Source organism: Halobacillus sp. A1-3 (genome assembly GCF_050971765.1).
Taxonomy (GTDB): domain Bacteria; phylum Bacillota; class Bacilli; order Bacillales; family Halobacillaceae; genus Halobacillus; species Halobacillus mangrovi_B.
The window spans coordinates 70,360-95,284 of sequence record NZ_JBPCEO010000008.1; the positions used below are offsets into that span (position 1 = coordinate 70,360).

The following is a 24,925-nucleotide window of genomic DNA, read 5'->3' on the forward strand; positions in this document are numbered from 1 at the left end:
ATTTCTATAAATAGGATAGCATTGTGCCGCCTGCGACACCAATGAGTACAATCGCCCACGCAGGAACTTTGAAAAAGTGTAACAAAGCAAATAAGATGGCGGCTAATGCAAAATCAGACCCATCAAGGATAGAACTTACGATGACAGGATCATAAAAAGCAGCAAGCAGGATTCCTACTACACTTGCATTTACTCCGGTCAAAATTCCTTGGAATGCTGGCCTTCTCCTAAGTTCATTTAAGAAAGGCAGCGCTGCAATTAAGAAAAGGAAAGAGGGAAGGAAGATTCCTGCCGTTGCCACAACAGCTCCAACCACACCTTCGATCATCGTTCCAAGATAACTGGAGAAAGTGAATAAGGGGCCAGGCACTGCCTGCGCCATTCCATATCCAGCTAGAAATTCGTTTGCTGTCAGCCAACCTGTTGGGACAACTTCTCGTTCAAGCATTGGAAGGACAACATGGCCCCCGCCGAATACAAGAGAACCGACACGGAAGAATGTATCAAACAACTGTATAAGTAAGTTGTCGGTATTTCTTGCTATAATCGGTAGTGTAATTAATAGAGTCACTAAAACACTGAGTGATATCATCCCTGCTTTTTTTGAAAAGGTGACAGGGAATGGCTGAATTTTAGATTCCGCTAAACCAGAGAACAGTTTTAATCCCAACAGTCCTGCTGCAAGAATCACTATAATTTGCATCCAGGCAGAAGGATATAACAGCAGGATGAACGCCGAGGCGAGTGCTATGGCAATCCTTGGCCGATCTGGGGTCAGTTTTTTACCAAGACCAATTAACGCGTGCAGGACAACCGCAGCGGCCACCACTTTCAGACTGTGAATGAATGGTGCATCACCGATATCATAGGTTTGATACATTAGTGCGAAAAGAATAAGTACTAAAATAGAAGGGACGGTGAATCCAATCCATGAGATAATTCCACCTAGCAATCCACCGCGCAGCATCCCGATCGAGATTCCGACCTGACTGCTGGCAGGACCAGGAAGGAATTGGCACAATGCAATAATATCTGCATAAGTCTTATCATCCAGCCATTTTCTTCTATCGATATATTCATCTTTAAAATAGGCCAGGTGAGCCACTGGTCCGCCAAAAGAGGTGAACCCAAGTTTTGTAGAGGCTTTGAATATTTCCAGTAAAGATCCCTTTGGCTTGTCCATTTAACTTTTCCTCCAATCTTCTTCTAAGACTTCCTGAGCAAGCTCTCTGACTTGCTGCTTGCCTTCTTCAAGGACTTTGCGCCCTTTATCTGTAATTGTGTAATACTTGCGGATCTTCCCATGAACGGTTTCTTCATATTTATGAAGCAGCCCATTGGCATGGAGGTTTTTCAATGTTGGGTAGAGCGTACCTGGACTGATCTCGTAGCCATGTGAGGCGAGTTCTTCCATTAGATAAGCTCCATAAATGGGTTCGACATCTGCGTGATAAAGAATATGAATCTTGATCGAACCTAGAAAAAAATCGCGAAGCATACAAACACCTCCAATATCGAAATCCGATATCATAGTACGATATTACAAGTGCAAATACAATAGTTTAATTAAAACCTTTACTTAATCTTTACGTTTCAGTAAGCAGTCTTGAATCTTTGGGTGAAACTCGATATACTTTATAGGTGATAATGATTCTCATTATTGACTCATTAAATGATTGATACCTATACATATATTGCTAAAATGGAAGAGGAGATTCGCATGAGTGAAGTGTTTGATGTAACCATCATAGGCGGTGGGACGACGGGGATGTATGCGGCTTTTTACAGTGGAATGCGCGATTTGAAAACGAAAGTCATCGAATATCAGCCGGATTTTGGAGGGAAAGTATCGTTTTTCTATCCTGAAAAGAAAATTTATGATGTCGGGGGCTTTCCCGGAGTGACTGGGGAAGCACTTGTAAAAGAGGTAGAAGATCAAGCGAACCTTGTTGACCCGGTAATGGCGAAAGGGGAGAAGATCAAGTCTATTGAGAAAACGGAAAACGGAACCTTTCGATTGGAAAACGATAGTGGAGGGGAACACCTCTCTAAAGCTGTGATCATCGCTTCAGGAATGGGTACTTTTGATATGCAGCCTCTTCAAGTAGAGGGCAGCGAAACCTACGAAAAAAAGCAGATCCATTATACGATCCAAAACAGAAAGCAGTATGAAGGGAAAAAGATAATGGTCATTTCTCAGAGCCGTGTCGGAATTGACTGGTCTCTTGCCTTAGAAAACATCGCAGATGAAGTTCATTTAATCAATCGCGTCGAAGAGTTCAAAGCCGTGTACGAGCATGACATGGATCAGTTGAAAGCCTCTTCTGTGAGCATTCATTTGAATCAGGAAGTGGAGAAGCTCAATGGAGACGGTCAAATAATGAAGAGTGTGACTATGAAGGACGGAGCTGAGTTAGAAGTCGATCACATCCTCGTTTATGAAGGCTTGAATATCGAAAAAAGCATGTATGCTGAATGGGGACTCGAAACAGAGAAAGGCCGAATTCCTGTCGGTACGGATATGTGCTCGAATATTGAAGGTATTTTTGTTGCTGGTGATGCCGCTATCTATCCAAGTAAAACGATGCTGATTGCTACTGGTTTTACAGAAGCCATGGCAGCGGTCAATAGTGCGGCCATGTACCTGGACCCCAAGGCAAAATCACAAGTGTATAGTACGGTGATCTACAAATATGCAGATCAATGAAAAAAGCCTCCCGTGTTTGGGAGGCTTTTTGTTTAATGTACATTAAAGTAGCGAGCTTCTGGGTGGGCGAATACCATGGCAGTTACAGACGCTTCAGGTTCCATCATGAAACCATCTGTTAATTCTACACCGATCTCTTCAGGTCGAATCAGCTGGAAGAGTTTCCTTTGGTCCTCCAAATCCGGACAAGCTGGATAACCGAAGGAATATCTCTGGCCCTGGTACTTGGCTGAGAAGCGTTCTTGCATCGTGAAATCAGTTGGATCAGGAAAGCCCCACTTATCCCGCATCAGCTGATGGATATGCTCGGCTAATCCTTCAGCAGTCTCAAGAGCAAGCGCCTGCAAAGCATGACTTTCCAAGTACTGACCGTTGTCTTTCAACTCAACGGCTCGCTGACGAATGCCTTTTCCAGCAGTGACGGAGAAGAAACCGACGTAATCCATTTCCCCGCTTGAAACAGAGCGCAAATAGTCTGCCAGACAGAGGAAAGGCTCCTTCGGCTGCCTGGGGAAGGTGAAGCGCTCAATGACGGTCGTTTTATCATTTGGATCGTAAATGAGGACATCATCTCCGTCTGATTGCGCAGGAAAGAATTGATAAATAGCTGAAGGTCTGATCCATTTCTCCACTTTTGCCTTCATCAATAAACCATCAACAACTTCTTTTAAACGTACAGCTTTTTCATTTTTCTCCGCTAATAGTTTCGAAAACCTGCCTTTTAGTCCAAGGTGATGACCAATTAACATTTGCATATTGATAAAAGGCTCGATTTGAGCAACAGGGTAATCTCTAATGATGTGCTTCTCGAAATCATGAGGGTGAAAAACAGGGACTGTTGTTGAAACCGTTGACTTTGGTTTTACAGCTACGGCTGTACCTCCTTCTGCAGATGGTGTTTGCACAGCAGTACGTGATAGAGCTTTTTCCTGTTTCTTTTTATGGTCATCCAGCAACTTTTCTCTGCTTTCTTTGTTACTCAGCTGATTTGATAAAGAGAGTCCATCCATGGCATCTTTGGCATATAAAACCGGACCTTCATATTCCGCCGAAATTTTCGTATTCGTAAATTTTCGGGACAAAGCAGCACCGCCGACTAAGATCGGTAATGAGATTTTCTGCTGCTTTAAATCTTGTGCTGTTAAAACCATTTGCTGAGCTGATTTTACGAGTAACCCTGATAAGCCGATTATGTCCGGCTTTTCACTTTGGACTTGTTTAATTAAATCGGAAGGTGTTACTTTGATGCCGAGATCGACAACTTCAAATCCGTTGTTGCTAAGGATGATTTCCACGAGATTCTTTCCGATATCATGGACATCTCCCTTAACCGTCGCAAGCAGCACTTTTCCTTTTTTATTCGAAGAATCCTGCTTCTCCATGTGCGGTTCGAGAAAAGCGACAGACGTTTTCATTACTTCAGCACTTTGAAGGACTTCTGCGACGATTAATTGGTTATCGTTAAATAACCGTCCAACTTCAGCCATACCGTCCATAAGTGGTCCGTTAATGATGCCTAATGGAGCATCGTATTTTTGGAGTGCTTCTTCTAGGTCAGGAAGAAGTCCCTCCTTTGTACCTTCAACGACGTAGTGGGCAAGGCGTTCTTCAAGTGTCATCGTTTCCGTCGGCACCTTGACTTCTTTTTTCTTCCCGCGATAAAAGGCTGTGAAGTTTGCGAGCGTTTCATCTGTTGTTTTGAAAAGCAGTTCGTCCGCCTGGTCGATTTCTTCTTGAGCAATTGAAGCATATCGCTCAAGCTTTTCCGTATTGACGATGGCGTAGTCCAATCCTGCTTTTGTACAGTGATAGAGATAAACGGCATTCAATACTTCTCTCCCTACTGGAGGAAGGCCGAAAGACACGTTACTAATACCTAAAACGGTCTGGCATTCAGGGAGGTGTTGTTTAATCAGCCGGATGCCTTCAATCGTTTCTTTCGCAGATCCGATGTACTGCTCATCCCCTGTGCCGACTGGGAATACGAGTGGGTCAAAAATAATATCCGAAGGGTTGAGGCCGTATTCACCTACGAGAATATCTCGGGAACGCTTTGCAATTTCAAGTTTTCTTTCTGCTGTTACCGCCATTCCTGTTTCATCAATTGTCCCTACGACTACGGCGGCTCCATATTTTTTGACTAAAGGGAGGACTTCTTTAAAGCGGTCCTCGCCATCCTCTAAGTTGATCGAATTGATAATCACTTTACCTTGTGAATAAGAAAGAGCTTTCTCAATGACTTTTTCATCGGTGGAATCGATCACAAGCGGAACCTTTACCTTATTGACGACATGCTTCATAAAAGCTTCCATATCGGCTTCCTCATCGCGATCCGGATCAGCAAGGCAAATATCGATGACTTGAGCACCTTTTTTTACTTGAGCTCTTGCCACTTCAGAAGCTTCTTCAAATTTTTCTTCTGCTATCAGACGCTTGAATTTGCGTGAACCGATAACGTTTGTGCGTTCTCCGACTAGAATAGGGCGACTGTCTTTGTCGTCGTAGATAAACGGCTCGATCCCTGCGACGGCATGAGGGTGAGAAGCTGGAGCCGTTCTTGGAGTCAGTGGTTGAACAGCCTCTGCAATAGCACGAATATGATCGGGTGTCGTCCCGCAGCAACCCCCAACCACGTTTAGCCAGCCTTTTTCAGCAAAACCGGCCACTTTAGTGGCTAGTGATTCTGGCGTTTCATGATAATTCCCTTCTTCATCTGGCAAACCCGCATTAGGGTAGCAGCTTACGTTCGTTGTCGCCAAGTCAGACAACGACCTTAAGTGATCCCGCATAAACTCTGGACCAGTCGCACAATTCAGACCTACCACCACTGGGTTCATATGTTCTAGTGATAAATAAAAAGCTTCAATATTTTGTCCAGCGAGAGTCGTCCCCATCGGCTCGATTGTTCCAGAAATAATGAGAGGAGGATTCGCGTTCAAAGCTTCCTTCGCTGCTGTGATTCCGAGGAATGCGGCCTTCACATTGAGCATATCCTGGGAAGTTTCTAACAAAAGAAGATCAACCCCGCCTGTAATCAGACCTCTTGCCTGCTCTTCGTAAGAATTTTTCAAAGCCTCAAAGGTAGTGCCGCCTGTTACGGATAATGTTTTCGTTGTAGGACCCATCGCTCCCGCAACGAACCTGGGCTGCTCAGGAGTAGAATAGCGGCTGGCCACTTCTTTTGCGATTTGTGCGGCCTTTATATTGATTTCCTCAGCTAAGTATCCGAGGTCGTATTCATCTAAAACGAGGTCTGTCGCCCCGAATGTGTTTGTTTCTATGATATCTGCTCCCGCTTCCAGATAAGCCGCATGAATGGAGTCTAAAAGAGATGGGTACGTGAGGTTCAGGTATTCGTTACAGCCATCATAAGCTTCTCCGCCAAAGTCTTCGGCAGAAAGGTCGGCTTGCTGAAGCATCGTCCCCATTGCTCCATCTAAGACGAGTATTTTCTTAGCCAGTTGTTCTTCAAATAATGTGGATCCCATCAGTAACCTTCCTTTCTTCGCGCTCTTTCGTTTTCTCCTGAATGTAATGAGTCAGCTCTACTGTCATTTCATAGCGGAGAAACGGGGTGATCAAATAGATCCCGTTAAATAAGTCCAGTGCTGTATCAATCAGTGATTTTGCAATCGCAATTCCTTCTTCTTGTGCTTTTTCACGATCATTATTCACATTCTCCATCCGTTCGAGAATATCAGGGGAGAGAGACATTCCTGGTACTTCATTATGAAGGAATTCAGCGTTTCTCAAGCTCGTTAACGGCATAATCCCGATATAAATCGGTGCCGATATATGTTTCGTAGCTTCATAGGTTTCAATGATCTGCTGCTGGTTGAAGACAGGCTGGCTGATAAAGTAATCCGCTCCATAAGACAACTTCCTCTCAAGTCGCTTGACTGCTCTGTTCAAGTTTCTCACATTCGGGTTGAAAGCAGCGGCTACGGAGAAAGAAGTCGATTGACCTAAGGACTTTCCAGAGAACGAAATGCCCTTATTCAACTGCTTAATATAGTGAATCAAATCAAAGGATGAGAGATCATAGACAGAAGTGGCTCCAGGGAAATCCCCAATTTTAGTTGGGTCCCCTGTGACGGCAAGCACTTCTGTAATCCCTAGTGTATGGAGTCCCATCAAGTGAGATTGCAAGCCTACGAGATTGCGGTCACGACAGGCGATATGAACTAAAGGATTGATTCCATATTTCGATTGAATGATCGATGCCATAGCTGAGTTGCTGATCCGTGGGGAAGCAAGCGAGTTATCTGCTAGTGTAACAGAGTCGACGCCTGCCTCCTGCAAAGCTTTTGCGCCTTCAAAAAATTTGTCTGTATTCAATCGTTTTGGTGGGTCGAGTTCGACTATAATGGAACGCCCTTTTGAAGCAAGCTCGTGTAAATGGGGAGGGCGGTTTTCCCTTTCAGCTACTTCAATGGCTTCTGGCTGTTTCACAGAAACATCTTTCTTTTCAATCGGTTTCTTGCCTTTGACTTTTTGTGCAATGGCTTCCACATGTTCTGGTGTCGTACCACAACACCCGCCAATTAAGCGGGCACCTTGTTCATATAAAGCTTGAGCGCTCTTTTGAAAGTAACCTGGTTCTGTAGAATAAACGAGACGTCCATCTTGAAAACCAGGAAGGCTGGCATTTGGATAAGCAGACAGGACGGCCTTTTCGGGCAGTGGTACTTCTTCGAGAGCTTGAATCATGTGATAAGGTCCAAGCCTGCAATTCACTCCAACAACGGATGCCCCCTTATCTTCAAGCTGCTTGAGCGCTCCTGTTAGGGAAGTGCCATCCTGGAGTACGCCCGGTTCATGCATCGAAACTTGAGCGATAATAGGTAGATCGGTTTCTTTTCTAGCAATCTCAATCACTGTAAAAAGTTCTTCCAGATCATAATAGGTTTCGAGCAGTAAGCCGTCGACTTTTTCAAAGAGTAAGCAGTAGAGCTGTTCACGGAAGCTGCGCTTTATCTCATCAAGAGAAACAGCTTGTTTTTGGATGCCTCGAATGCCTCCTAATGTTCCGACAACATAGGTGTCTGGGCCTGCCGCCTGTTTCGCTAATTTCACAGCAGCAGAGTTGATCTCCTTCACTTGATCCTCCAAACCATAACGCTGCAACTTGACGTAGTTCGCTCCGTACGTGTTTGTTTGAATCACATCAGCTCCGGCCTGCACATAGGCCTTATGAACATTTAACACTTCTTCTGGATGAGATAGATTCAATTCTTCAAAACAATGATCGATCCCATATGAGTAAAGAAGGGTCCCCATTGCCCCGTCTCCAATGAGTGTTTGGTGCTGTAACGCTTCATTTAGCTTCACGCGAAATCCCCCAATCTGCCACTTTTGGCCGCTGTTCCAAATATTGAAAAGCCTGCTTGAAGTCCTCAATAAGATCTTCTGGATTCTCAAGTCCAACAGACAAGCGAAGCAGTCCATCTGTAATGCCACGTTTTCTTCGCTCCTCTGGGGGCATGGATGCATGGGACATGCGGGCAGGATAAGAGAGGATCGACTCCACAGCTCCCAAGCTGACGGCATAGACTGGAATCTTCATGTGTTTCGTCAATTGTCTTACGGCTTCTTCGTCCTTCAAGCGGAACGACAGAACGGCTCCCGCACCCTTGCTCTGGTACGTATGAGTGAAATAACCAGGATGAGCAGTAAAGCCAGGATAATAAACTTCCTCCACAAGCGGATGCTTCGCTAAAAATTCTGCAATTGTAAGGGCAGACGCTGCGGATTGATTCAATCGGCAATGGAGAGTTTTAAGCCCTCGTAACACGAGCCAGGAATCGTGTGCCCCAAGAATGGATCCGAACGAGTTTTGTAAGAATGATAGTTTCTCAGCTACTTGCTCGCTGTTGGTTGCTGCAAGACCAGCTACAACATCGCTGTGTCCGGCAATGAACTTCGTTGCACTGTGAAGCACAAGGTCTGCGCCTAGATCTAAAGGCTGTTGAAGCGCTGGTGTCATGAACGTGTTATCAACGAAGGTTAAACAGTCATTCGCTTTTGCAAGCTTAGCAACCGCTTGAATGTCTGTAATTTTAAGTAGTGGATTGGAAGGCGTTTCGATATATAAAAGTTTTGTATTCGGACGAATCGCTGTAGCGACCGAATGCAGATCTGTCATATCTACGAAGGTGTGATCGATTCCAAACCTGTGTAGAACATCATTGATGATACGGAAAGTACCTCCGTACACATCCTCTGAGATCACGACATGATCGCCTTGAGACAAAAGCATGAAGGATGTGGAAATGGCCGCCATGCCTGAGGCGAACGCAAACCCTTTTGTACCATTTTCAAGACCCGCAATAGCCTCTTCCAATGCTTCTCTTGTCGGGTTCCCTGAGCGGCTGTAATCATATTTTCCGGGTTCATCAAAGTCAATCTGGTGAAATGTGGATGCCTGTTGGATAGGGACGCTGACCGCCCCAGTATACTTATCGAATTTATGGTCGTTATGAAGCAGGCGTGTCTGCAAAGAATAATCAGTCATTTGATCGTCTCCTCCTTTTTCAAATTGGCAAGTGTTTGATCAAGGTCATAAATCAAGTCGTCAATATGTTCAACTCCTACTGAAAACCGCAATAAACGGTTGCATACACCGTAAGAGGTTCTCGTTTCCTCCGGAATGTCTGCATGGGTCTGGGTGGCTGGATACGTAATGAAACTTTCCACTCCGCCGAGGCTTTCAGCAAAGCTGATGACATTCAGATGGCTGAGGAATGGGTCGACCCAGTCTTCTTCTTGTAAGCGGAAAGAGATCATACCGCCTTTCCCGGGATATAAAACGTCTGTAATGGCATCGTGATTTTCCAAGTATTCTACAATCGCTTTGGCGTTAGATTCGTGCTGCCTCATGCGAAGCGGTAAAGTTTTCATCCCTCTCATTAACAGCCAACAATCAAAAGGGGATAACACGGCTCCTGAGGTGTTTTGATGAAAGGCGAGCTTTTCGCAAATTCCTTCATCTTCCGCTACCAGTAGACCAGCCAGTACATCGTTATGACCACCGAGGTACTTCGTTGCACTGTGAATGACGATATCTGCGCCTTCTTTTAATGGCTGCTGAAGAAGGGGAGTGTATAGGGTATTATCGACAATCAACAGCAGGTTATGTTCTTTGGTAAAACGTGCAATCTCCGAAATATCCGCTACATGCATCAGAGGATTGGTAGGTGTCTCAATATAAACAGCCTTCGTCTTTGGTGTAAGTAAATCCTTAAGCCCTGATAAGTTCTGACTGGCACAGTATTGAAAAACTACTCCAGATTGTTCCGTTATATGTTCGAACAAACGATAAGTCCCTCCGTACAAATCCTCTGAAACAAGTATTTCATCTCCTTGTCTGAAAAGGGATAGTGCCGTTTGAATTGCCGCCATCCCAGAACTAAAGGCGAATCCCGCTTTTCCTTCCTCGATGTCTGCGATCGACTGTTCTAAAATTTTTCGTGTTGGATTGCCTGTTCTTGAGTAATCAAAACCTGTAGATTGCCCGATCCCCTTATGTCGATAAGGAGTAGAAAAGTAGACGGGAGGGTTGATCGCTCCTGTAGGATCCTCGTTTCGATTTCCAGTTTGCACAAATTTTGTATCCGTATGAGGGGTGTTCATCGTCATTCTCCTTTTTTAAAACATGTAGTTGAAAAATAAAAAAAGCCTTCTTAAGAAGAAGACTTTAACGTTCGGATCTTCTTCTTATCTTCCAAGTTGGGTCACAACTTGCTGGACGTAGCACCTTACTGGATATATACCAGTGGTTGCTGAGGCTTCACAGGGCCAGTCCCTCTGCCTCTCTTGATAAGAAATGGATTCATCACTATTCATTTGGGAAATTCTTTCTCCCTAATGTACACTACTCACTTCCATTTGACAATAGAACAGCAAGAATTTTTAGAAAAATCCGTCTTTAGGGATGGGGTTAATTTATGAAGGGCTACTCAAAAGGTGAGCAGCTGGGAAACGGGGACGTTGGATGGAAGACCAATGAAACCTAAAAAACCGCTCATCCCAAAATGAGCGGTTCGTGAATTATCGTATATTTACTTTTGCACTCTCAGGTGTCTCAACGCCAGCTTCAATGTACGTGCGTACAAGTTGCCATGTGTCCTTCTCTTTTTTATATGTATTAAAAAAGAGGTTGGACGAACCCAGAAGTTCTCCTTCCAGTTCAATCGATACCCAGAAGGAAGCGAGCCATTCATTCTCTTTTAATTCAGTCAGACAATGGTCGGTATAAATCCACGTCATATCCTTATCCTGAAAGTGACCAAAAGCTTGCTTCCAACCTTCAATCGAGTCCTCATAAGAGTAGTCGATCACTTCGTCCTGACGAATTTCTCTTACCACTAATTGATCAGATATTGTCTCTTTTAGAAAATCTAAGTCCTGTTTACGGGCGCGTTCTTTAAATGTTCCATAGTAAGAGTGAAATTCCATTCCTTACCACCTCCAACTAGGGAAGTTCGATAAAAGGATGGAATTTCCTTTTTTAAAATCCATTGTCATGAAGGTAGGCAGGGTGGTTGTAAAAGGGAATACCGCACTCGCTCTTCAGTGACAGATTCCTAAGTTATAAGCGGTAATTTTTAACTGGGATGCGACGATGGTGAGCCAGATGGCGTAATTACTGATAAGCAAGATATATCGACTTTTCTTGTTAGATACATGTGTTCTCGTTTTGAATAAAAATCCGAGGAACGGTAACGTAATGACTGTGAATAACATGGTTAGACCTAACAAGCCCTTCGCTTCACTCATCCACAAAAATTGATCAAAGAGAGGGATGATGAGAGCAGGTGTATAGAGGATAGAAATAAAGTAGATTCCGAGACCCCATGAGGTGAGCATCAGTCCTAAGCTTAAGACGAGGAAAGGGATTTTCAAGAAATTCGCTCCTTATCGCGTTAAATCCGATTTAGTTTATCGGATTAATAGTAGCTTACGTTTGAAGGACTGATTTGTCAATATCAACCGTATTCTTTTTGGTGAGCTTTTTTCTTAGATAAGTATTCTTCGTCTTCTCTTGCTTTAATCCACTTCTCTTCAAATATTTCTGCTGACTCGGCCTTTTCCTCATCAATCTCCCGTTCCTTTATATTGCCCTCTTCATCATACTTTTTCCCGCCTTTGTAATTGGTATAGCGACGGGAGCGTGTATATCCCATTTGCAGGAATTTCCTCGCCATATCCATGCCGACAAAGTCATCTTTTTCTTTATAGTCGAGGAACATCTGATAAATTTTTTCAGAGGATTCTTTAGCAATCTCTGGTGTTTTGAAACGCCAGTGTTCTAGAATCTCGCTCTTGTACGGTTCTACTAATAACACGCCCTGCTCGCCGCGTCCCACTCGATATTTTTCAGGGTTCTTCCGGAAGTCTGTATTCTTAAAGTCGGTGGAGTAATCAAATGCCATATCCAAGCTCCTTTTAGTGTTAGTCAATCCCGAACATGTTTAAATTCAAATCTTGTGAAAGTTTCTTGATTAAAGCGCCACCAGCGGTCGAGTTTCCTTTCTCATCAATAGCAGGACCGATAACCCCAATTCCCATGCGTCCAGGGATGGAACCGATGATGCTTCCAGATACGCCGCTTTTACAGGGTATCCCGGCTTCTACTGCGTAATGTCCTGAAGAATTGTACATTCCTGAGGTCATCATAATCGCTTTAACGGTGCGAAGGTGGTGGGAAGGGATAAGCTTTTCCTCGCTATTTGGCGATCGTCCTCCGCGTGCTAAGAACAGGCCGATTCGGGCGAAGTCTCCGCAACACATCATGACTGAATTCATACGGAAGTATAGATCTAGGGCTTCCTCGACATCCGTTACAAGTGTGCCTGTACTTTGCATAAAATAGGCTAAAGAACGGTTTCTTGCACCGTTTGCTTTTTCTGCTTCATAAATGTCCTCGCTCATTTGGAGATCTTCATGCTCTGTTATTTCTTTCAGGAAATTCATATAGCGGTCAAAGCGATTTTCCACGCTTTGCCCTTTAATCAAAGCAGCAGTGGCAATAGCTCCTGCGTTAATCATTGGATTGAATGGTTTGCTCGTATCATAGGATTCAAGCTGGCTGATGGAGTTAAAAAAGTCGCCCATTGGCTCCATTCCTACCGTTTGAAAAACTCGGTCTTTGCCGAAGTCTTGAAGAGCGAGCATAAGTCCGATGATTTTTGATGTGCTTTGCATCGGTACGTATTGATTATATTCTCCTGCTGTATAACAATCTTGATCTGTTGTAATGATGGATACCCCAAGCTTGTCTTTCATAGTTTCGTCAAAGTCTGGAATGTTCATATTTACATTACCTGAGGAAGCATATGGTTTACTGTCTTCTATGGCCTCTTCTAAGTATTGGGTGGTAAGTTCCTGCATCTTCTCACTCCTTCAATCCTTTCAGATACTACCATGTACCCGGTTACTGAACTGAAATAAACAACATTGGGTAGGTTGTTATGTTAAAAACTGTAAGACCTGAGGATCCAAATCATGGATCCTCAGGTCTTACAGTTTTTAACAATTATTCTTGTTTTAAGTAGCGGCGGTCTTTTAGGAAGAGGCGCCAGAATAGGATGAAAGCTGGGATTAGGATGCCAAACCCAATGCTGTAAATGATGAGCATATTGTAGAACATCGATGGGTCTGCGAATCCGTCTTCTACAGTCAAGACTGGATAGACAAGGTAAGGTAAGTGAGCGGACCCATAAGCATAGATCGCTATTCCATATTGCAGAATGATCGATATGACAGCTAGACGTGCCCATCCGTGGGTACCGTCTGCTCTTTTCACAAAGAGAAATCCATAACCGATCAGAAAGAACACAATGGAAAGACCGAACCACAGCCAATTCGCTTCAATGTTTTCAACTATCCAAGCTGCCTCTGTTGGAAAGGTACCGATCGTGAGAACAGCAACAGCAATTGAGACAGGTCCGAGCCAAATCGCATGCTTCCGAAATGTATGATAGGCGCTTCGGTCATCTGCTTCTTTGGCGTAATCCATCAGAAATACAGCTGAGATGAATAACTCCGTAGTTAAACCAAACGCAATATGCATGTAAAGAGTCGGGTGTGTTAGAAGCTCGCCATAATGAAGACGAGGATATTCATTTTCAAACTCCACGAATCCCCCTAAGGTAATCGGCAGAATACTAACTAACAAGGCAGGAATCAAAAGGCCTGTGAACCCTGATGTGACACGTAAGAGTTCACGAAACCTTTGAGCGTGGTGTTCGAAAACCATGAACGTCGTACGAATCGTTAATAACAAAAGCCCAAGAGCTACAGGCACGAGTAAAATGCTGCTCAATAGTGTTGTGGCAAATGGGAAAAAAGATACGACAGATACAACGAAAATAACTAAAAACACGTTCGTAATTTCCCAGGTCGGAGACAAGAAACGGTTGGCAATCTGTGAAGCGCTTGTCTGATTGTTTTTTCCGTAAATCATTCCCCAGAATCCTGCTCCAAAGTCGAGCGATCCCAGGATGGCGTAAACGAAAAGCAAGCTCCATAATATAGTAATCGCTAGTGCAGCAGCTTCCATATACTCATCTCCTTTCTATGAAGACACTTTAGCTAAATCATTGCTCACAGGGTTCCGTTTAAAATAATGTCTCATAATAAAACCTGTTACAAAAAGCAGCGTGACGTACAGGATTAAGAATAAGTAAAACAGTATGTTCACACTGTTTGATTTTGTCGCCGCTTCCCCTGTTCTCAGAACATCAGTGATTGTCCATGGCTGTCTTCCGATACAGCTGAAGCACCAGCCGGCTTCAATAGCAATTAAAGCTAATGGCCCACTGACGACAAGGACAGCGAGTATCCAGCCTGGGAACTCTTTTTTCAAGACATGCTTCCAGAACAGAGCGAGAAAAGCGATCAGGATCAATACAGTACCAATCCCCACCATCACGTTGAAGAGGACATGGACATAGAGAGGCGGCCAAAGCTCTTGCGGCCATTCGTTTAACCCAAGAACCTCGGTATCAAATCGATCTCCAGCAAGAAAGCTAAGTCCATTCGGAATTTCAATCGCGTATTTTACGCGCTGATCTTCTAGTGACGTGTAACCCCCTACAGACAGAGGTGCGTACCTCGTCGTTTCAAAAAGTCCTTCTGCGGCTGCTAGTTTTCGAGGGTTATATTCATAAAGCATCTGTGCTGTTTCATGACCGTTAATGGCTGTCGCAAGTGACGTAAGCGCCCCAAAGTAAAGGGCGATCATCAATGCTTTTTTATGATAGTTACGTTCAGCAGTTGAAAGCTTCTTTTTCATCAACCGTAAAGCAGCGATGGAGGCAATCAGAAAAGCAACAGTCATATAGGCCGACAAGGTTACATGGATTGCCGTTACGCCGAAGCTTGGATTGAAAAATGCTGCCCAAACATCGATATCCGTAATGTCTCCGTTTGGCGTAATATTGAATCCAGCTGGCGTGTTCATCCAGGCGTGTACATCCGTAATTAATATCGCTGAAGCCGTTGCCCCAATTGCCACAGAAATGATGCTGACGATCCTTAGTGTAGGAGGAAGACGATCAGCCGCATATAAATAAATCGACATGAAAACCGCTTCAATTAAGAAAGCGAATATCTCCATTTGGAAAGGAAGAGCGATGACTTGTCCAACTATCTCCATGAAGTTTGGAAACAGAAGTGATATGAGCACACCTACAATCGTTCCTGAGGCAATCGAGACAGCAAGTAGGATCGCAAACCCTTTCGTCCATCGTCTTGCCATCAAAGCATAGTCGGAATCTTTTTTTATCAAGTAAAGAACCTCAGCAATAATGATCATAACGGGTAGTCCGACGCCTAAAGTAGCGTATATAATATGAAATCCTAAGGACGTACCGAACAAAGCCCTGGCCATGACAACAACATCCATATATGTACACCTCGCATTAAATTCATCTATACCTAACTTATTTTTCCAATGCGAGGCTTTTTTTATACTCTTATTACGATTCTTTTATACATTTAACCATCCACTCATCAATAGAGAACGATTGGATGTGGTCATTTTCCTTTTGAATAGAAAAATAAGAGAAAGATTTTTCGTCAGCATCCTGAAAAAAGCATTCGACATTCAAGCGTTCTTGATCGTTATCTAAAGTCCTTTTAACCCAATCGGGAAAAGGAAGTGTCTTCTTTCTTGTAAGTTCTTGTTCTATAGAAAGACTGGCACTACATAAAAGGTGCTTCCATTCAGATACTTTTAACGCACGGACGTGGCTTCTATCGCGCATCTTTTCGAACGTGTTGTAAAAATTGTCTAGATCCTCATCTTCAGGGGCAACATTATCAACCATCAAAAAGATTCCACCAGGCTTTAAAACACGTTCCACTTCAGTAATGAAGGTCTCTGGTGAAGGGAAGTGGTGAGGGGCGATCCGGCACGTGACCACATCAAAGCTTTCATCAATGAATGGCAGGGCTTCGGCATCAGCGACAACAAAGTGAATGTTCGGAAGCGTACGTAGGTGGGTGGCTGTATTTTGAAGCATGTCTTTTGTTAAGTCCGTAGCAAAAACACTTCCTACGAACGGGCTAAGTGCTTTGGCGACATGGCCGCCTCCTGTAGCGATATCTAAAACAGTCCAGCTCTGATCCGGTTGGAGCCATTCGTTTATTAAATCTAAATCCCCCTGATTTTTATGAGTGGAGCTCGTTACATAAGCTTCTTTATTCTTTGAAAAATTCGCTTGTACTTGGCGTTTCACTTCATCTGACATGGTTTCCGCCTCCTTTAATTACTATTGTAGTGCGAAAATGTGATAAGTGATAATACGAGTTTCAAATCAAAGTTGATCAAAAAAACAAATTGATGCGAACGTAAATGCTACGTATATATTTTTCAAAAAAAGGAAAAGATGGAGGCAAAAGAAATTTTGACATCCGAACCATTTCGTAATATGATATGAAGAAACTACGTATATTTTTCGTTGACGAGAAGAGTAGGCTTTATCCTAGAGTCTGTAGAGAGTCGCTGGCTGGTGAAAAGCGATGACAGTTTAGAGCTGAAGATCATCTCCGAGAAGTTCTGCTGAAATGTTGAAGAGTAGGGAGGACCGGTGGGCGGCCGTTATCCGTTATGTGAACCAAGTGCCGTGCATCATTGTACGGAATATGGGTGGTACCGCGGATCCAATCCGTCCCTGTTTTTAATTAAAAAAGCAGGGGCGGATTTTTTATTTTCGTTTGCAGGCGACTACCCATGTACATCCGCACCTGCAGCACAAATAGTTCGTTCATTTATATAAAAAATAAAAGGATAAGAGGTGGAAGAAATGCGCAGTGTAAACACGAAAGAAGCAGCTTTAGACCGCGAAAATCGCGTCAAAGATTATTGGAACGCTGAAAACGTCTTTAGACGCTCTATGGATGAGCGCGAAGGCGCAGAAACATTTGTATTTTATGAAGGACCGCCGACAGCGAACGGTCTTCCTCACGCTGGTCACGTTCTTGGCCGTGTGATCAAAGACTTTGTTGGACGTTACAAAACGATGCAAGGCTATCAGGTTCTTCGTAAAGGTGGCTGGGATACCCACGGTCTTCCGGTTGAGCTTGAAGTTGAGAAGCAACTAGGGATCTCTGGAAAACAAGAGATTGAGAAATACGGTGTCGAGAAGTTCATCGAAGAATGTAAGAAGAGTGTTTTCAATTATGAAAGAGAATGGCGTGAATTTACAGAGTCTATCGGTTATTGGCTGGACATGGATGATCCGTATGTCACGTTAGAAAATCGCTACATTGAAAGTGTCTGGTACATCCTGAGTGACCTGCACAAACGTGATTTACTATCCAAAGGTCACCGCGTTACGCCTTACTGCCCGAGCTGTCAAACCACATTGAGCTCTCACGAAGTGGCTCAAGGCTATGAAGACGTCAAAGACCTTTCCGCAACAGCGAAATTCAAAGTGAAAGGCTCTGACAATGAATTTTTCCTAGGTTGGACGACAACTCCATGGACGCTTCCGGCAAACGTAACATTAGCTGTTCACTCTGATCTTGATTACATCAAGGCTAAGAAAGACGGTGAAGTGTACATTGTGGCAGAAGCTCTTGCTGAGAAAAACCTGGGTGAAGAGTACGAAGTCGTTTCCAAACATAAAGGAAGCGAGTTCAAAGATGTGGAATATGTTGCTCCGTTCCCGTTTGTGAAACCTGAGCGCGGTCACTTTGTTGTCGAAGCAGACTTCGTAAATGCTGAGAGCGGTACAGGTGTCGTGCACATCGCGCCAGCTTACGGTGAAGATGACTACAAGTTAGTAAATGAATATAACCTTTCCTTCTTCAACGTTGTAGATGGGCAAGGACGTTATACAGAGGATATTCCTCCATTCCAAGGCCGCTTCGTTAAAGACTGTGACGTTGATATTGTGAAGTATTTGGCCAATGAAGGACTCCTTTTCCATAAAGAAAAATATGAGCACAGTTACCCGCACTGCTGGCGATGTGACTCTCCATTGCTTTACTACGCAATCGAGAGCTGGTTTATCAAAACAACACAATTGAAAGACCAATTTCTTAAAAATAATGAAGAAGTAACGTGGCATCCAGATCACATCAAGCACGGCCGTTTCGGAAACTTCCTTGAAAACATGGTCGACTGGAACATCGGTCGGAACCGTTTCTGGGGAACACCGCTTCCAATCTGGATCTGTGATTCTTGTGATCACCAATACGCGCCACACAGTCAGGCCGATCTTCAAGAAAAAGCGATCGGTGACATCGGTGATGTAGAGCTTCATAAGCCTTACGTTGACCGTGTACAGCTGAAGTGTGAGAAGTGTGAAGGTACGATGGACCGTGTTCCTGAGGTCATCGATGTATGGTTCGACAGCGGATCTATGCCTTTTGCTCAGCAGCACTATCCGTTTGAAAATAAAGAGCAGTTTGAAAAGCAATTCCCTGCTGACGTCATCTGTGAAGGAATCGACCAGACACGTGGATGGTTCTACAGTCTGCTTGCCGTATCTACGCTGTTTACAGGAAAAGCTCCATACAAACGGGTGCTTTCCACAGGCCACATTCTTGATGGAGAAGGACGTAAGATGTCCAAGAGTAAAGGGAATGCATTGAACCCTACAGATTTAGTTACGAAGTTCGGTGCCGATGCTTTCCGTTGGGCTCTTCTTGCTGACAGTGCACCATGGAACAATAAACGTTTCTCTGAGCGTGTCGTAGTTGAAGCGAAATCGAAGGTTATTGATACCCTTGTGAACACCCACGGGTTCTATACGCTATATGCAAACATCGACGGCTACGAATTTGATCAAAATGAAACAGGCGAAAAGACGCTTCTTGACCGTTGGGTACTTTCCCGTCTGAACAGTGTCACAGGCGTTGTAGGCGAAGCTTTAGATGACTATGACTTCACTAAAGCTGCCAAAGCTCTTGAAAAATATGTGGATGAAGTGAGTAACTGGTATATCCGTCGTTCTCGTGATCGCTTCTGGGAAGAAGGGATGACAGAATCCAAGAAAGCAGCGTACCACACGCTTCACGAAGTTCTGTCTGGATTGAGCCAGCTGATGGCACCGTTCACTCCGTTCTTGTCTGAAGATATTTATCAAAACCTGACCGGCGAGAGCGTGCACCTCGCGTACTTCCCGAAAGTAAACGACCAAGTCGTCGATAAGCAGCTGGAACAGGATATGGACGCTGTTCTGCAAGTTGTCGAGCTTGCGCGTGGTGTGCGAAACACAGAAGCAATCAAGACGAAGCAACCATTATCTGAGCTTACCGTAATTCCGGTGAATCCTGAACAAGGAAAAGCGCTTGAGAAGTACAGCAACATCATCCGTGATGAAATCAACGTAAAAGAAGTAGTTGTCAAACAGTCTTCTGACGATCTTGTCCGGTACGAAGTCAAACTGAACTTCCGTGCAGCTGGCCCTGTTCTAGGTAAAAACGTCGGCGTTGTCAAAGGATATCTTGAGAAGCTTTCTGATGCAGGAGCCGCCCAAGTCGTTCAAGATGAAAAAGTTGTTGTACCAACAGGAGACGGAGAAGTTGAAGTTCCAATGGATCTGTTGAACGTGGAGCGTGTTGCTGATTCCGGACTTTCCATGGGGTCCAACCAGGATTTCCACGTCATTCTTGATACAACAATCACTGAAGAACTTCGCCTTGAGGGCCTTGCTCGTGAAGTGATCCGCGTTATCCAGGACGACCGTAAAAAACAGGATCTTCCAATCGACCTTCGCGTTGATATCGCGCTTAACGGCGATGATGACGTGAAGAAAGCGATCCAGCAAAATGAACAGTTGATCCGTGAAAATGTTCTGGTGAACAACCTGACTGTAGGAGATGCGGACAATATGAAAGAATTCACTGTTGGTGACAACCAAGTGAAGGTAGCATTACAAAAATAAGATGGATACTCTAGAAAGACCTGAGCGGGATGCTCAGGTCTTTTTTTATGGAACTTATCTTATACTCCATCCTTTCTTTCGCTTCTTACGTGTGAGAAGCGAAACTTTCTGCAAGCATAAAAGAACGGTGAAAAATCACCGCTCTTCTTTTGTCCCTTTTACATATTGATCATAATAATTTCCCCAGTGAGGCTGAGATCCATCACTATCTTTAAATCCATAGACTTCTGATAAACCCCATGTGCTTAACGTCTGTCCATTAAATCGATGAACATCGGGGTCCGTAGCCAAATGCTTAAGTGCTTCCCCTAAATAATAGGGTGTTTCTGATGCAATAAAGTGCTTTTCAACTTTAGTGCCCTCTTGCCAATTTTCTTCTGTTACACCAAATAGATCAAGCATTGCTTCTGAGCGGAGGAAACCCGGGGTCAACGCAATCGATGTAATCTTATAGTCTTTCAAATCTTCTGCCATCGCTTTAGCTATATGAATGTTGGATATTTTCGCTAAACTATAATAAAAGTTGCCTCTATATTCGTCTGTGGTCCCATCTGTAATTTCTACGATCAATCCGCTTCTGTTCTTTTTCATTAAGGGAACTGCGTAGTGAGAGGTAATGATATGAGCTTCTACAGCCTGTTTTTGCATTTGCAGCCCTTTTGTTAAACTATGATCTCCGACATCTTTTCCCCATTCAGTAAGAGGATCTCCTCCCCAAATATCATTGACTAGTATGTCAAGCTGTCCATTTTGTTCAGACTGGACTCGCTCTATAAATGCCTTCACTTGTTCCTTGTCCGTATGGTCCACTTGGACAGGGATTCCATGCCCCCCCCGCTTCATTCACTAATTCAGCGGTCTCTTCAATCGTTTCTCTTCTATCCATCGGAGAGGGTTCAGTTCTTGTGGTTCTTCCAGTTACATAAACGGTCGCTCCAGCTTCGCCTAATTTTACAGCCATGGCGCGCCCTGCTCCCCTTGTAGCGCCGGCTACAATCGCTACTTTATTAACTAGATTCATGTTATCAGTCCTTTCATCTATTGTGTCTATAGTATAAAGTGAATACATGTCATATCATGTCATGATTAAAAAAGGAGTTCATTTTTTATGAAAGCAGAGAGAATGATTAAAATCCTGATCCTTTTGCAGTATGGCGAGACTGTATCGACCCCTGAACTAGCCAAAGAGCTTGAAGTTTCCGAACGAACGATCCATCGTGATATGGAAGCTCTGAGTAGAGCAGGCATTCCCGTTTATTCCCAAAGAGGAAAAGCAGGGGGATGGAGACTGATTGATGATTGGAAGCAAAAGCTCAGTTGGTTGAAAGAGAAAGAATTGCAACTCTTGTTTCTGCCCCCTGCGGACAAAATTCTCACTGATTTAGACATAGACATTTCCTCCAAGGAAGTAAAAAATAAACTGCTTCTATCCCTGCCCGAACCTTCAAGACAACAGGCTAAAAGTCTATGGGAGCGTGTTTATGTGGATATGGGCACATGGAAAAATACACAAACTGATATAACAGCAGCTATGGATACACTCCACGACGCTGTGATGAATGAACAAAAAGCTAAAATTTTTTATAAGAAGGCGAACGGGGTTGAGAAAGAATCCATGATTCAACCTCTTGGTCTGGTGGCAAAAGCAAGCACATGGTATGTCGTTGCGATAAATGAAAACGGGGATTATCGCAGCTATAAAGTTGTGAGGATAAGTCAAATCTCTATAATGGACGACTATTTTGAGAGACCAGCTGATTTTGATTTAGCTTCTTACTGGAAGAACTCAAAAAAATCTTTTACTGAGAATCTTCCGAAGTTTTCAGTGGAAGTAAAAGTGTCTTCCTCCGCTTGTAAAAGAATGATGTTTACGGGCAGGTTCGTAACTAAGGTGTCAGAAAAAGTGACAGAAGATGGCTGGGCGTATGTGGAATTAACTTTTCAAACAGAAGAAGAAGCTGTGAATTTCATCATTGGTTTTGGTGATCAGATCCTAGTGGTTTCACCAGAAAGTTTAATCTCTAAGGTTACAAAGAGAGCTAAAGAAGTGCTGAGCCTCTACGAAGAGTAGGGTTAAGCCCTCTGAGTTTTTTACACACTTTTTCCGTATTTTTGTATTTAATCGTAATAAGAGAGCAGAAAAACTATGAGGACGGGCACGATTCCTATCATATAATTGTAATATTCGTTCAGAGACGAATTAAGGATGTTTACAGCGCTTTTGTACATGTTACAATGGCAACCATCATGAATCAAAAAGGAGACATGACATTGAATAAAAAATTACTGAGTTTCATGTTGGCTGCCCTAATCGCTCTATTAGCTGCGTGTGGTGATGACGGCGCAACCGCTGAAGATAAAAATAAAGAAGAGAAAGCAAAACAAGAAGAAGCAAGCGGTGAAAAGGAAAGTGGAGAAAAAGCAAAAATGCCAGAGCCTGACTTAGAAGGTGTACCTGAAGTTGTTGCAAAAGTAAACGATGAAGAGATCAAGAAAAAAGAATTCACAGAAACGTACAAGTCTCAATTCCAGCAAATGGCGATGCAATCGCAAATGACTGGTAAAAAAGTGGATCAAGACAAATTGAAAAAACAAGTGGCTGAAAGCTTAGTCGGTCAAACACTTCTAATTCAGGAAGCGAACAATCGTGATTTCACAATATCTGAAGAAGAGAAGAACAAAAAGTTAGAAGAAATCGCAAAACAGCAAAAGCTTGAGTCTAAAGAAAAGTTCTTGTCTAAATTGGAAGAACAAGGGATGAAAGAAGAAGAAGTCATGTCTCAGGTTGAAAAACAAATGAAGCTTGAGAAACTTCTTGCAGAAGAAGCTGGAGACCTGGAGCCGACGGAGAAAGAAATGAAAGAAGCTTACGAACAGATGAAGAAACAGCAAGAAAAAGCAGGTGGAGAAAGTAAAAGCAAAGTTCCTTCTTATGAAGAAGCGAAACCGATGATTAAACAACAATTATCCGGTCAAAAAGAAGCGCAAGCATATCAAAAACTTGTAGAAGATCTTAAAAAAGATGCAGATGTAAAAGTAAACGTATAATAAAGATGCTAAAGACCAGTCCTTTTGAAGGGCTGGTCTTTTTTTTGTGTGGGGGACGATATGGAAGATTCATGTTACTTTTCTACATTCGGTGTCAGGTACCAGCACAAGCCGAACGAGAACCTGATTATATTAATAAATATACAAATCACTAAATAATTAAACACAACTATGCATTTTTATGTTAGTATATATGCAATGCATATTCATTAGTGAATAAATTAGGAATTTTCAAACTACATATGGCTATTGAGGTTCGTGAGTGTGTTATTCAAATTTGAATAATAAGGGGCGATTGGATGACAGAGTGGGATGAGTATAAAACAATCTTTCATTCTCTCCAGGAGGATATCCTTGTAACGAAGACGGACGGAACAATTGTGAAGGTGAGTAAGGGAACAGGTGACGTTTATGACGTAAATGCCGATGATTTAATTGGAAAGTCTGTGTACGACCTTGAAAAACAGGGCCTTTTTACGCCTCTGGCGACTCCGATGGTTGTAGAAAAGAGAGAGAGAGTCACGTTTGTTCAAACGGTTGGAGGCGAAAAGAAATTACTCGTTACAGCTTTGCCGGTCTTTGATAAGAATAAAGAATTGGTTCGTGTAGTGAGTTATTCCCATGATGTAACCGAATTGATGGAAATTAAAGCGGGCATGGAAGAAATGACAGAGGAGATGGAGAGGGTACGAAAAGAGCTTGAGCATTTAAAGCAGCAAAATGAAAGCAGCTTTATTGCAAAGAGTGAACCGATGCGTAAGGTCATGGCGACTGCAAACCAGGTTGCAGGTGTGGATGTAAGTGTACTTCTTCTAGGGGAATCAGGTGTGGGTAAAACGGAAGTAGCGAAAATGATTCATGAAAAAAGCGAGAGGGCGAGTGGGCCGTTCATAGAAGTCAATTGCGGTGCCATTCCTGAATCCTTGTTTGAAGCAGAGTTATTTGGTTATGAATCCGGTTCTTTTACGGGAGCGGCTAAGGGAGGTAAAAAAGGGTTTGCTGAACTGGCTGACCAAGGGACACTGTTTCTGGATGAGGTAGGCGAACTTTCTCTTTCTAACCAAGTTAAGGTGCTGAAACTCATTCAGGAGAAGTCTTTTTATAGAGTGGGCGGACGAAAAGAAATCCGCGCTGATTTTCGCTTAGTGAGCGCAACGAATAAGCGATTGAAAGAATCGGTTGAAAATAATTTATTTCGTGAAGATCTTTACTTTCGGCTAAATGTTGTACCAATCACGATTCCTCCGTTAAGGGAAAGAAAAGAGGATATCGTTCCGCTTATTCAATATGCGCTCGATCTTTTTACTAAAAGATATAAACGAAAGCGGACGCTGAGCCGGGAGGTCTTGCATGAATTGACAGAGCTTGAATGGCGGGGGAATGTAAGGGAACTCACCAATTTGATTGAGAGGCTTGTCGTGACTTCCAATAGATCGATGATCCTTCGTGAAGAATTGCCGGATAATTATAAAGTAAAGAGCGAGGATTATTCAAAAATGAATAATTTTGAGGAATCATTACCGAAAACCCTTGAACGGGTGGAAAGAGACCAAATTCAAAAGGCCAGGCTTTTATATAAAACGACAACGAGGATGGCTGAAGTATTAGGGGTTAGTCAACCTAGTATAGTCAGAAAACTTAAAAAATACGGAATAAAATAAAAATTTGGCACGGTTCTTGCGTGTTATGAGGGTAAGAGATGAAAGCTTTTGCCTTTTTGCGCTAGTGAGATTACGGCCAGCTTCAGCGCCTGGTCCCTCGATGTCAT

General features: G+C 43.4%; 18 protein-coding genes, 1 pseudogene, 1 riboswitch and 1 other annotated feature. Of the genes and pseudogenes, 5 read left to right on the forward strand and 14 right to left on the reverse strand.

What is annotated here, in order from left to right; all coding sequences use genetic code 11:
• Positions 1-4: 4 nt before the first annotated feature.
• Positions 5-1,183 (reverse strand): chromate efflux transporter, encoded by a 1,179-nt coding sequence (chrA, locus tag ACRYKC_RS14620; protein WP_433807604.1) that lies wholly within the window; start codon positions 1,181-1,183, stop codon positions 5-7.
• Positions 1,184-1,498: a PadR family transcriptional regulator gene (locus ACRYKC_RS14625; protein ID WP_433807606.1), complete on the reverse strand. Its 315-nt coding sequence runs from the start codon at positions 1,496-1,498 to the stop codon at positions 1,184-1,186.
• A 174-nt stretch (positions 1,499-1,672) separates the two neighbouring features.
• Between ACRYKC_RS14625 and ACRYKC_RS14630 the strand changes: the two genes are divergently transcribed.
• Positions 1,673-2,707 carry an NAD(P)/FAD-dependent oxidoreductase gene (locus tag ACRYKC_RS14630; protein ID WP_433807608.1) on the forward strand — a complete coding sequence of 345 codons (1,035 nt, stop codon included), beginning with the start codon at positions 1,673-1,675 and terminating at the stop codon, positions 2,705-2,707.
• A gap of 32 nt (positions 2,708-2,739) precedes the next feature.
• Here the strand turns inward: ACRYKC_RS14630 and metH are convergent, their stop codons facing one another.
• From metH to ACRYKC_RS14685, 11 genes are all read right to left on the reverse strand, one after another.
• A complete protein-coding gene (gene metH, locus ACRYKC_RS14635; protein ID WP_433807610.1) occupies positions 2,740-6,195 on the reverse strand; it encodes a methionine synthase in 3,456 nt (1,151 codons plus the stop codon).
• Positions 6,176-8,038 (reverse strand): bifunctional homocysteine S-methyltransferase/methylenetetrahydrofolate reductase, encoded by a 1,863-nt coding sequence (locus tag ACRYKC_RS14640; protein WP_433807612.1) that lies wholly within the window; start codon positions 8,036-8,038, stop codon positions 6,176-6,178. Before ACRYKC_RS14640 ends, metH begins: the two co-directional genes overlap by 20 nt.
• The gene (metC, locus tag ACRYKC_RS14645; protein ID WP_433807614.1) at positions 8,025-9,221 is read right to left on the reverse strand and encodes a cystathionine beta-lyase; all 1,197 of its coding nucleotides are present in this window, start codon (positions 9,219-9,221) and stop codon (positions 8,025-8,027) included. Before metC ends, ACRYKC_RS14640 begins: the two co-directional genes overlap by 14 nt.
• Positions 9,218-10,339 carry a methionine biosynthesis PLP-dependent protein gene (locus ACRYKC_RS14650; protein ID WP_433807616.1) on the reverse strand — a complete coding sequence of 374 codons (1,122 nt, stop codon included), beginning with the start codon at positions 10,337-10,339 and terminating at the stop codon, positions 9,218-9,220. The genes metC and ACRYKC_RS14650 overlap by 4 nt, the downstream gene beginning before the upstream one ends.
• 81 nt (positions 10,340-10,420) lie before the next feature.
• Positions 10,421-10,532, reverse strand: a riboswitch (SAM riboswitch).
• Positions 10,533-10,756: 224 nt separating this feature from the next.
• Positions 10,757-11,164 carry a hypothetical protein gene (locus ACRYKC_RS14655; protein WP_433807618.1) on the reverse strand — a complete coding sequence of 136 codons (408 nt, stop codon included), beginning with the start codon at positions 11,162-11,164 and terminating at the stop codon, positions 10,757-10,759.
• A 114-nt stretch (positions 11,165-11,278) separates the two neighbouring features.
• Complete coding sequence (locus tag ACRYKC_RS14660) at positions 11,279-11,611, reverse strand: hypothetical protein (protein WP_433807620.1); 333 nt, start codon at positions 11,609-11,611, stop codon at positions 11,279-11,281.
• Between the two features lie 83 nt (positions 11,612-11,694).
• The gene (locus ACRYKC_RS14665) at positions 11,695-12,141 is read right to left on the reverse strand and encodes a DUF4385 domain-containing protein (RefSeq protein ID WP_433807622.1); all 447 of its coding nucleotides are present in this window, start codon (positions 12,139-12,141) and stop codon (positions 11,695-11,697) included.
• 19 nt (positions 12,142-12,160) lie between these two features.
• Positions 12,161-13,099: a glutaminase A gene (gene glsA, locus ACRYKC_RS14670; RefSeq protein ID WP_433807624.1), complete on the reverse strand. Its 939-nt coding sequence runs from the start codon at positions 13,097-13,099 to the stop codon at positions 12,161-12,163.
• Between the two features lie 145 nt (positions 13,100-13,244).
• The gene (locus tag ACRYKC_RS14675; RefSeq protein ID WP_433807626.1) at positions 13,245-14,270 is read right to left on the reverse strand and encodes a cytochrome d ubiquinol oxidase subunit II; all 1,026 of its coding nucleotides are present in this window, start codon (positions 14,268-14,270) and stop codon (positions 13,245-13,247) included.
• A 15-nt stretch (positions 14,271-14,285) separates the two neighbouring features.
• Positions 14,286-15,617: a cytochrome ubiquinol oxidase subunit I gene (locus tag ACRYKC_RS14680; RefSeq protein WP_433807628.1), complete on the reverse strand. Its 1,332-nt coding sequence runs from the start codon at positions 15,615-15,617 to the stop codon at positions 14,286-14,288.
• 73 nt (positions 15,618-15,690) lie between these two features.
• Complete coding sequence (locus ACRYKC_RS14685) at positions 15,691-16,464, reverse strand: class I SAM-dependent methyltransferase (protein ID WP_433807630.1); 774 nt, start codon at positions 16,462-16,464, stop codon at positions 15,691-15,693.
• 201 nt (positions 16,465-16,665) lie between these two features.
• Positions 16,666-16,892 (forward strand) — a binding site (T-box leader).
• Positions 16,893-17,019: 127 nt separating this feature from the next.
• Between ACRYKC_RS14685 and ileS the strand changes: the two genes are divergently transcribed.
• Entirely contained in the window at positions 17,020-20,109 is a 3,090-nt protein-coding gene (ileS, locus tag ACRYKC_RS14690; protein ID WP_433807632.1) for an isoleucine--tRNA ligase, read from the forward strand.
• Positions 20,110-20,244: 135 nt separating this feature from the next.
• Here ileS and ACRYKC_RS14695 read toward each other — a convergent pair.
• A pseudogene (locus ACRYKC_RS14695) lies at positions 20,245-21,130 on the reverse strand (SDR family oxidoreductase).
• Positions 21,131-21,217: 87 nt separating this feature from the next.
• On the opposite strand from ACRYKC_RS14695, the gene ACRYKC_RS14700 reads away from it, so the two are divergent.
• The 3 genes from ACRYKC_RS14700 to ACRYKC_RS14710 all read left to right on the forward strand — a co-directional run bounded on the left by ACRYKC_RS14700 (position 21,218) and on the right by ACRYKC_RS14710 (position 24,818).
• The gene (locus ACRYKC_RS14700) at positions 21,218-22,180 is read left to right on the forward strand and encodes a helix-turn-helix transcriptional regulator (RefSeq protein ID WP_433807634.1); all 963 of its coding nucleotides are present in this window, start codon (positions 21,218-21,220) and stop codon (positions 22,178-22,180) included.
• Positions 22,181-22,374: 194 nt separating this feature from the next.
• Positions 22,375-23,157 carry a SurA N-terminal domain-containing protein gene (locus tag ACRYKC_RS14705; RefSeq protein WP_433807961.1) on the forward strand — a complete coding sequence of 261 codons (783 nt, stop codon included), beginning with the start codon at positions 22,375-22,377 and terminating at the stop codon, positions 23,155-23,157.
• Between the two features lie 299 nt (positions 23,158-23,456).
• Positions 23,457-24,818 (forward strand): sigma-54 interaction domain-containing protein, encoded by a 1,362-nt coding sequence (locus ACRYKC_RS14710; protein ID WP_433807636.1) that lies wholly within the window; start codon positions 23,457-23,459, stop codon positions 24,816-24,818.
• Positions 24,819-24,925: the final 107 nt, after the last annotated feature.

Coding starts and splice junctions, on each gene's coding strand:
- metH (WP_433807610.1), bottom strand. CDS start 6,195: ATGGGATCCACATTATTTGAAGAACAACTGGCTAAGAAAATACTCGTC.
- ACRYKC_RS14625 (WP_433807606.1), bottom strand. CDS start 1,498: ATGCTTCGCGATTTTTTTCTAGGTTCGATCAAGATTCATATTCTTTAT.
- chrA (WP_433807604.1), bottom strand. CDS start 1,183: ATGGACAAGCCAAAGGGATCTTTACTGGAAATATTCAAAGCCTCTACA.
- ACRYKC_RS14630 (WP_433807608.1), top strand. CDS start 1,673: ATGATTGATACCTATACATATATTGCTAAAATGGAAGAGGAGATTCGC.
- ACRYKC_RS14675 (WP_433807626.1), bottom strand. CDS start 14,270: ATGGAAGCTGCTGCACTAGCGATTACTATATTATGGAGCTTGCTTTTC.
- ACRYKC_RS14655 (WP_433807618.1), bottom strand. CDS start 11,164: ATGGAATTTCACTCTTACTATGGAACATTTAAAGAACGCGCCCGTAAA.
- ACRYKC_RS14650 (WP_433807616.1), bottom strand. CDS start 10,339: ATGAACACCCCTCATACGGATACAAAATTTGTGCAAACTGGAAATCGA.
- ACRYKC_RS14680 (WP_433807628.1), bottom strand. CDS start 15,617: ATGGATGTTGTTGTCATGGCCAGGGCTTTGTTCGGTACGTCCTTAGGA.
- ACRYKC_RS14700 (WP_433807634.1), top strand. CDS start 21,218: ATGAAAGCAGAGAGAATGATTAAAATCCTGATCCTTTTGCAGTATGGC.
- metC (WP_433807614.1), bottom strand. CDS start 9,221: ATGACTGATTATTCTTTGCAGACACGCCTGCTTCATAACGACCATAAA.
- ileS (WP_433807632.1), top strand. CDS start 17,020: ATGCGCAGTGTAAACACGAAAGAAGCAGCTTTAGACCGCGAAAATCGC.
- ACRYKC_RS14705 (WP_433807961.1), top strand. CDS start 22,375: ATGACATTGAATAAAAAATTACTGAGTTTCATGTTGGCTGCCCTAATC.
- glsA (WP_433807624.1), bottom strand. CDS start 13,099: ATGCAGGAACTTACCACCCAATACTTAGAAGAGGCCATAGAAGACAGT.
- ACRYKC_RS14710 (WP_433807636.1), top strand. CDS start 23,457: ATGACAGAGTGGGATGAGTATAAAACAATCTTTCATTCTCTCCAGGAG.
- ACRYKC_RS14665 (WP_433807622.1), bottom strand. CDS start 12,141: ATGGCATTTGATTACTCCACCGACTTTAAGAATACAGACTTCCGGAAG.
- ACRYKC_RS14685 (WP_433807630.1), bottom strand. CDS start 16,464: ATGTCAGATGAAGTGAAACGCCAAGTACAAGCGAATTTTTCAAAGAAT.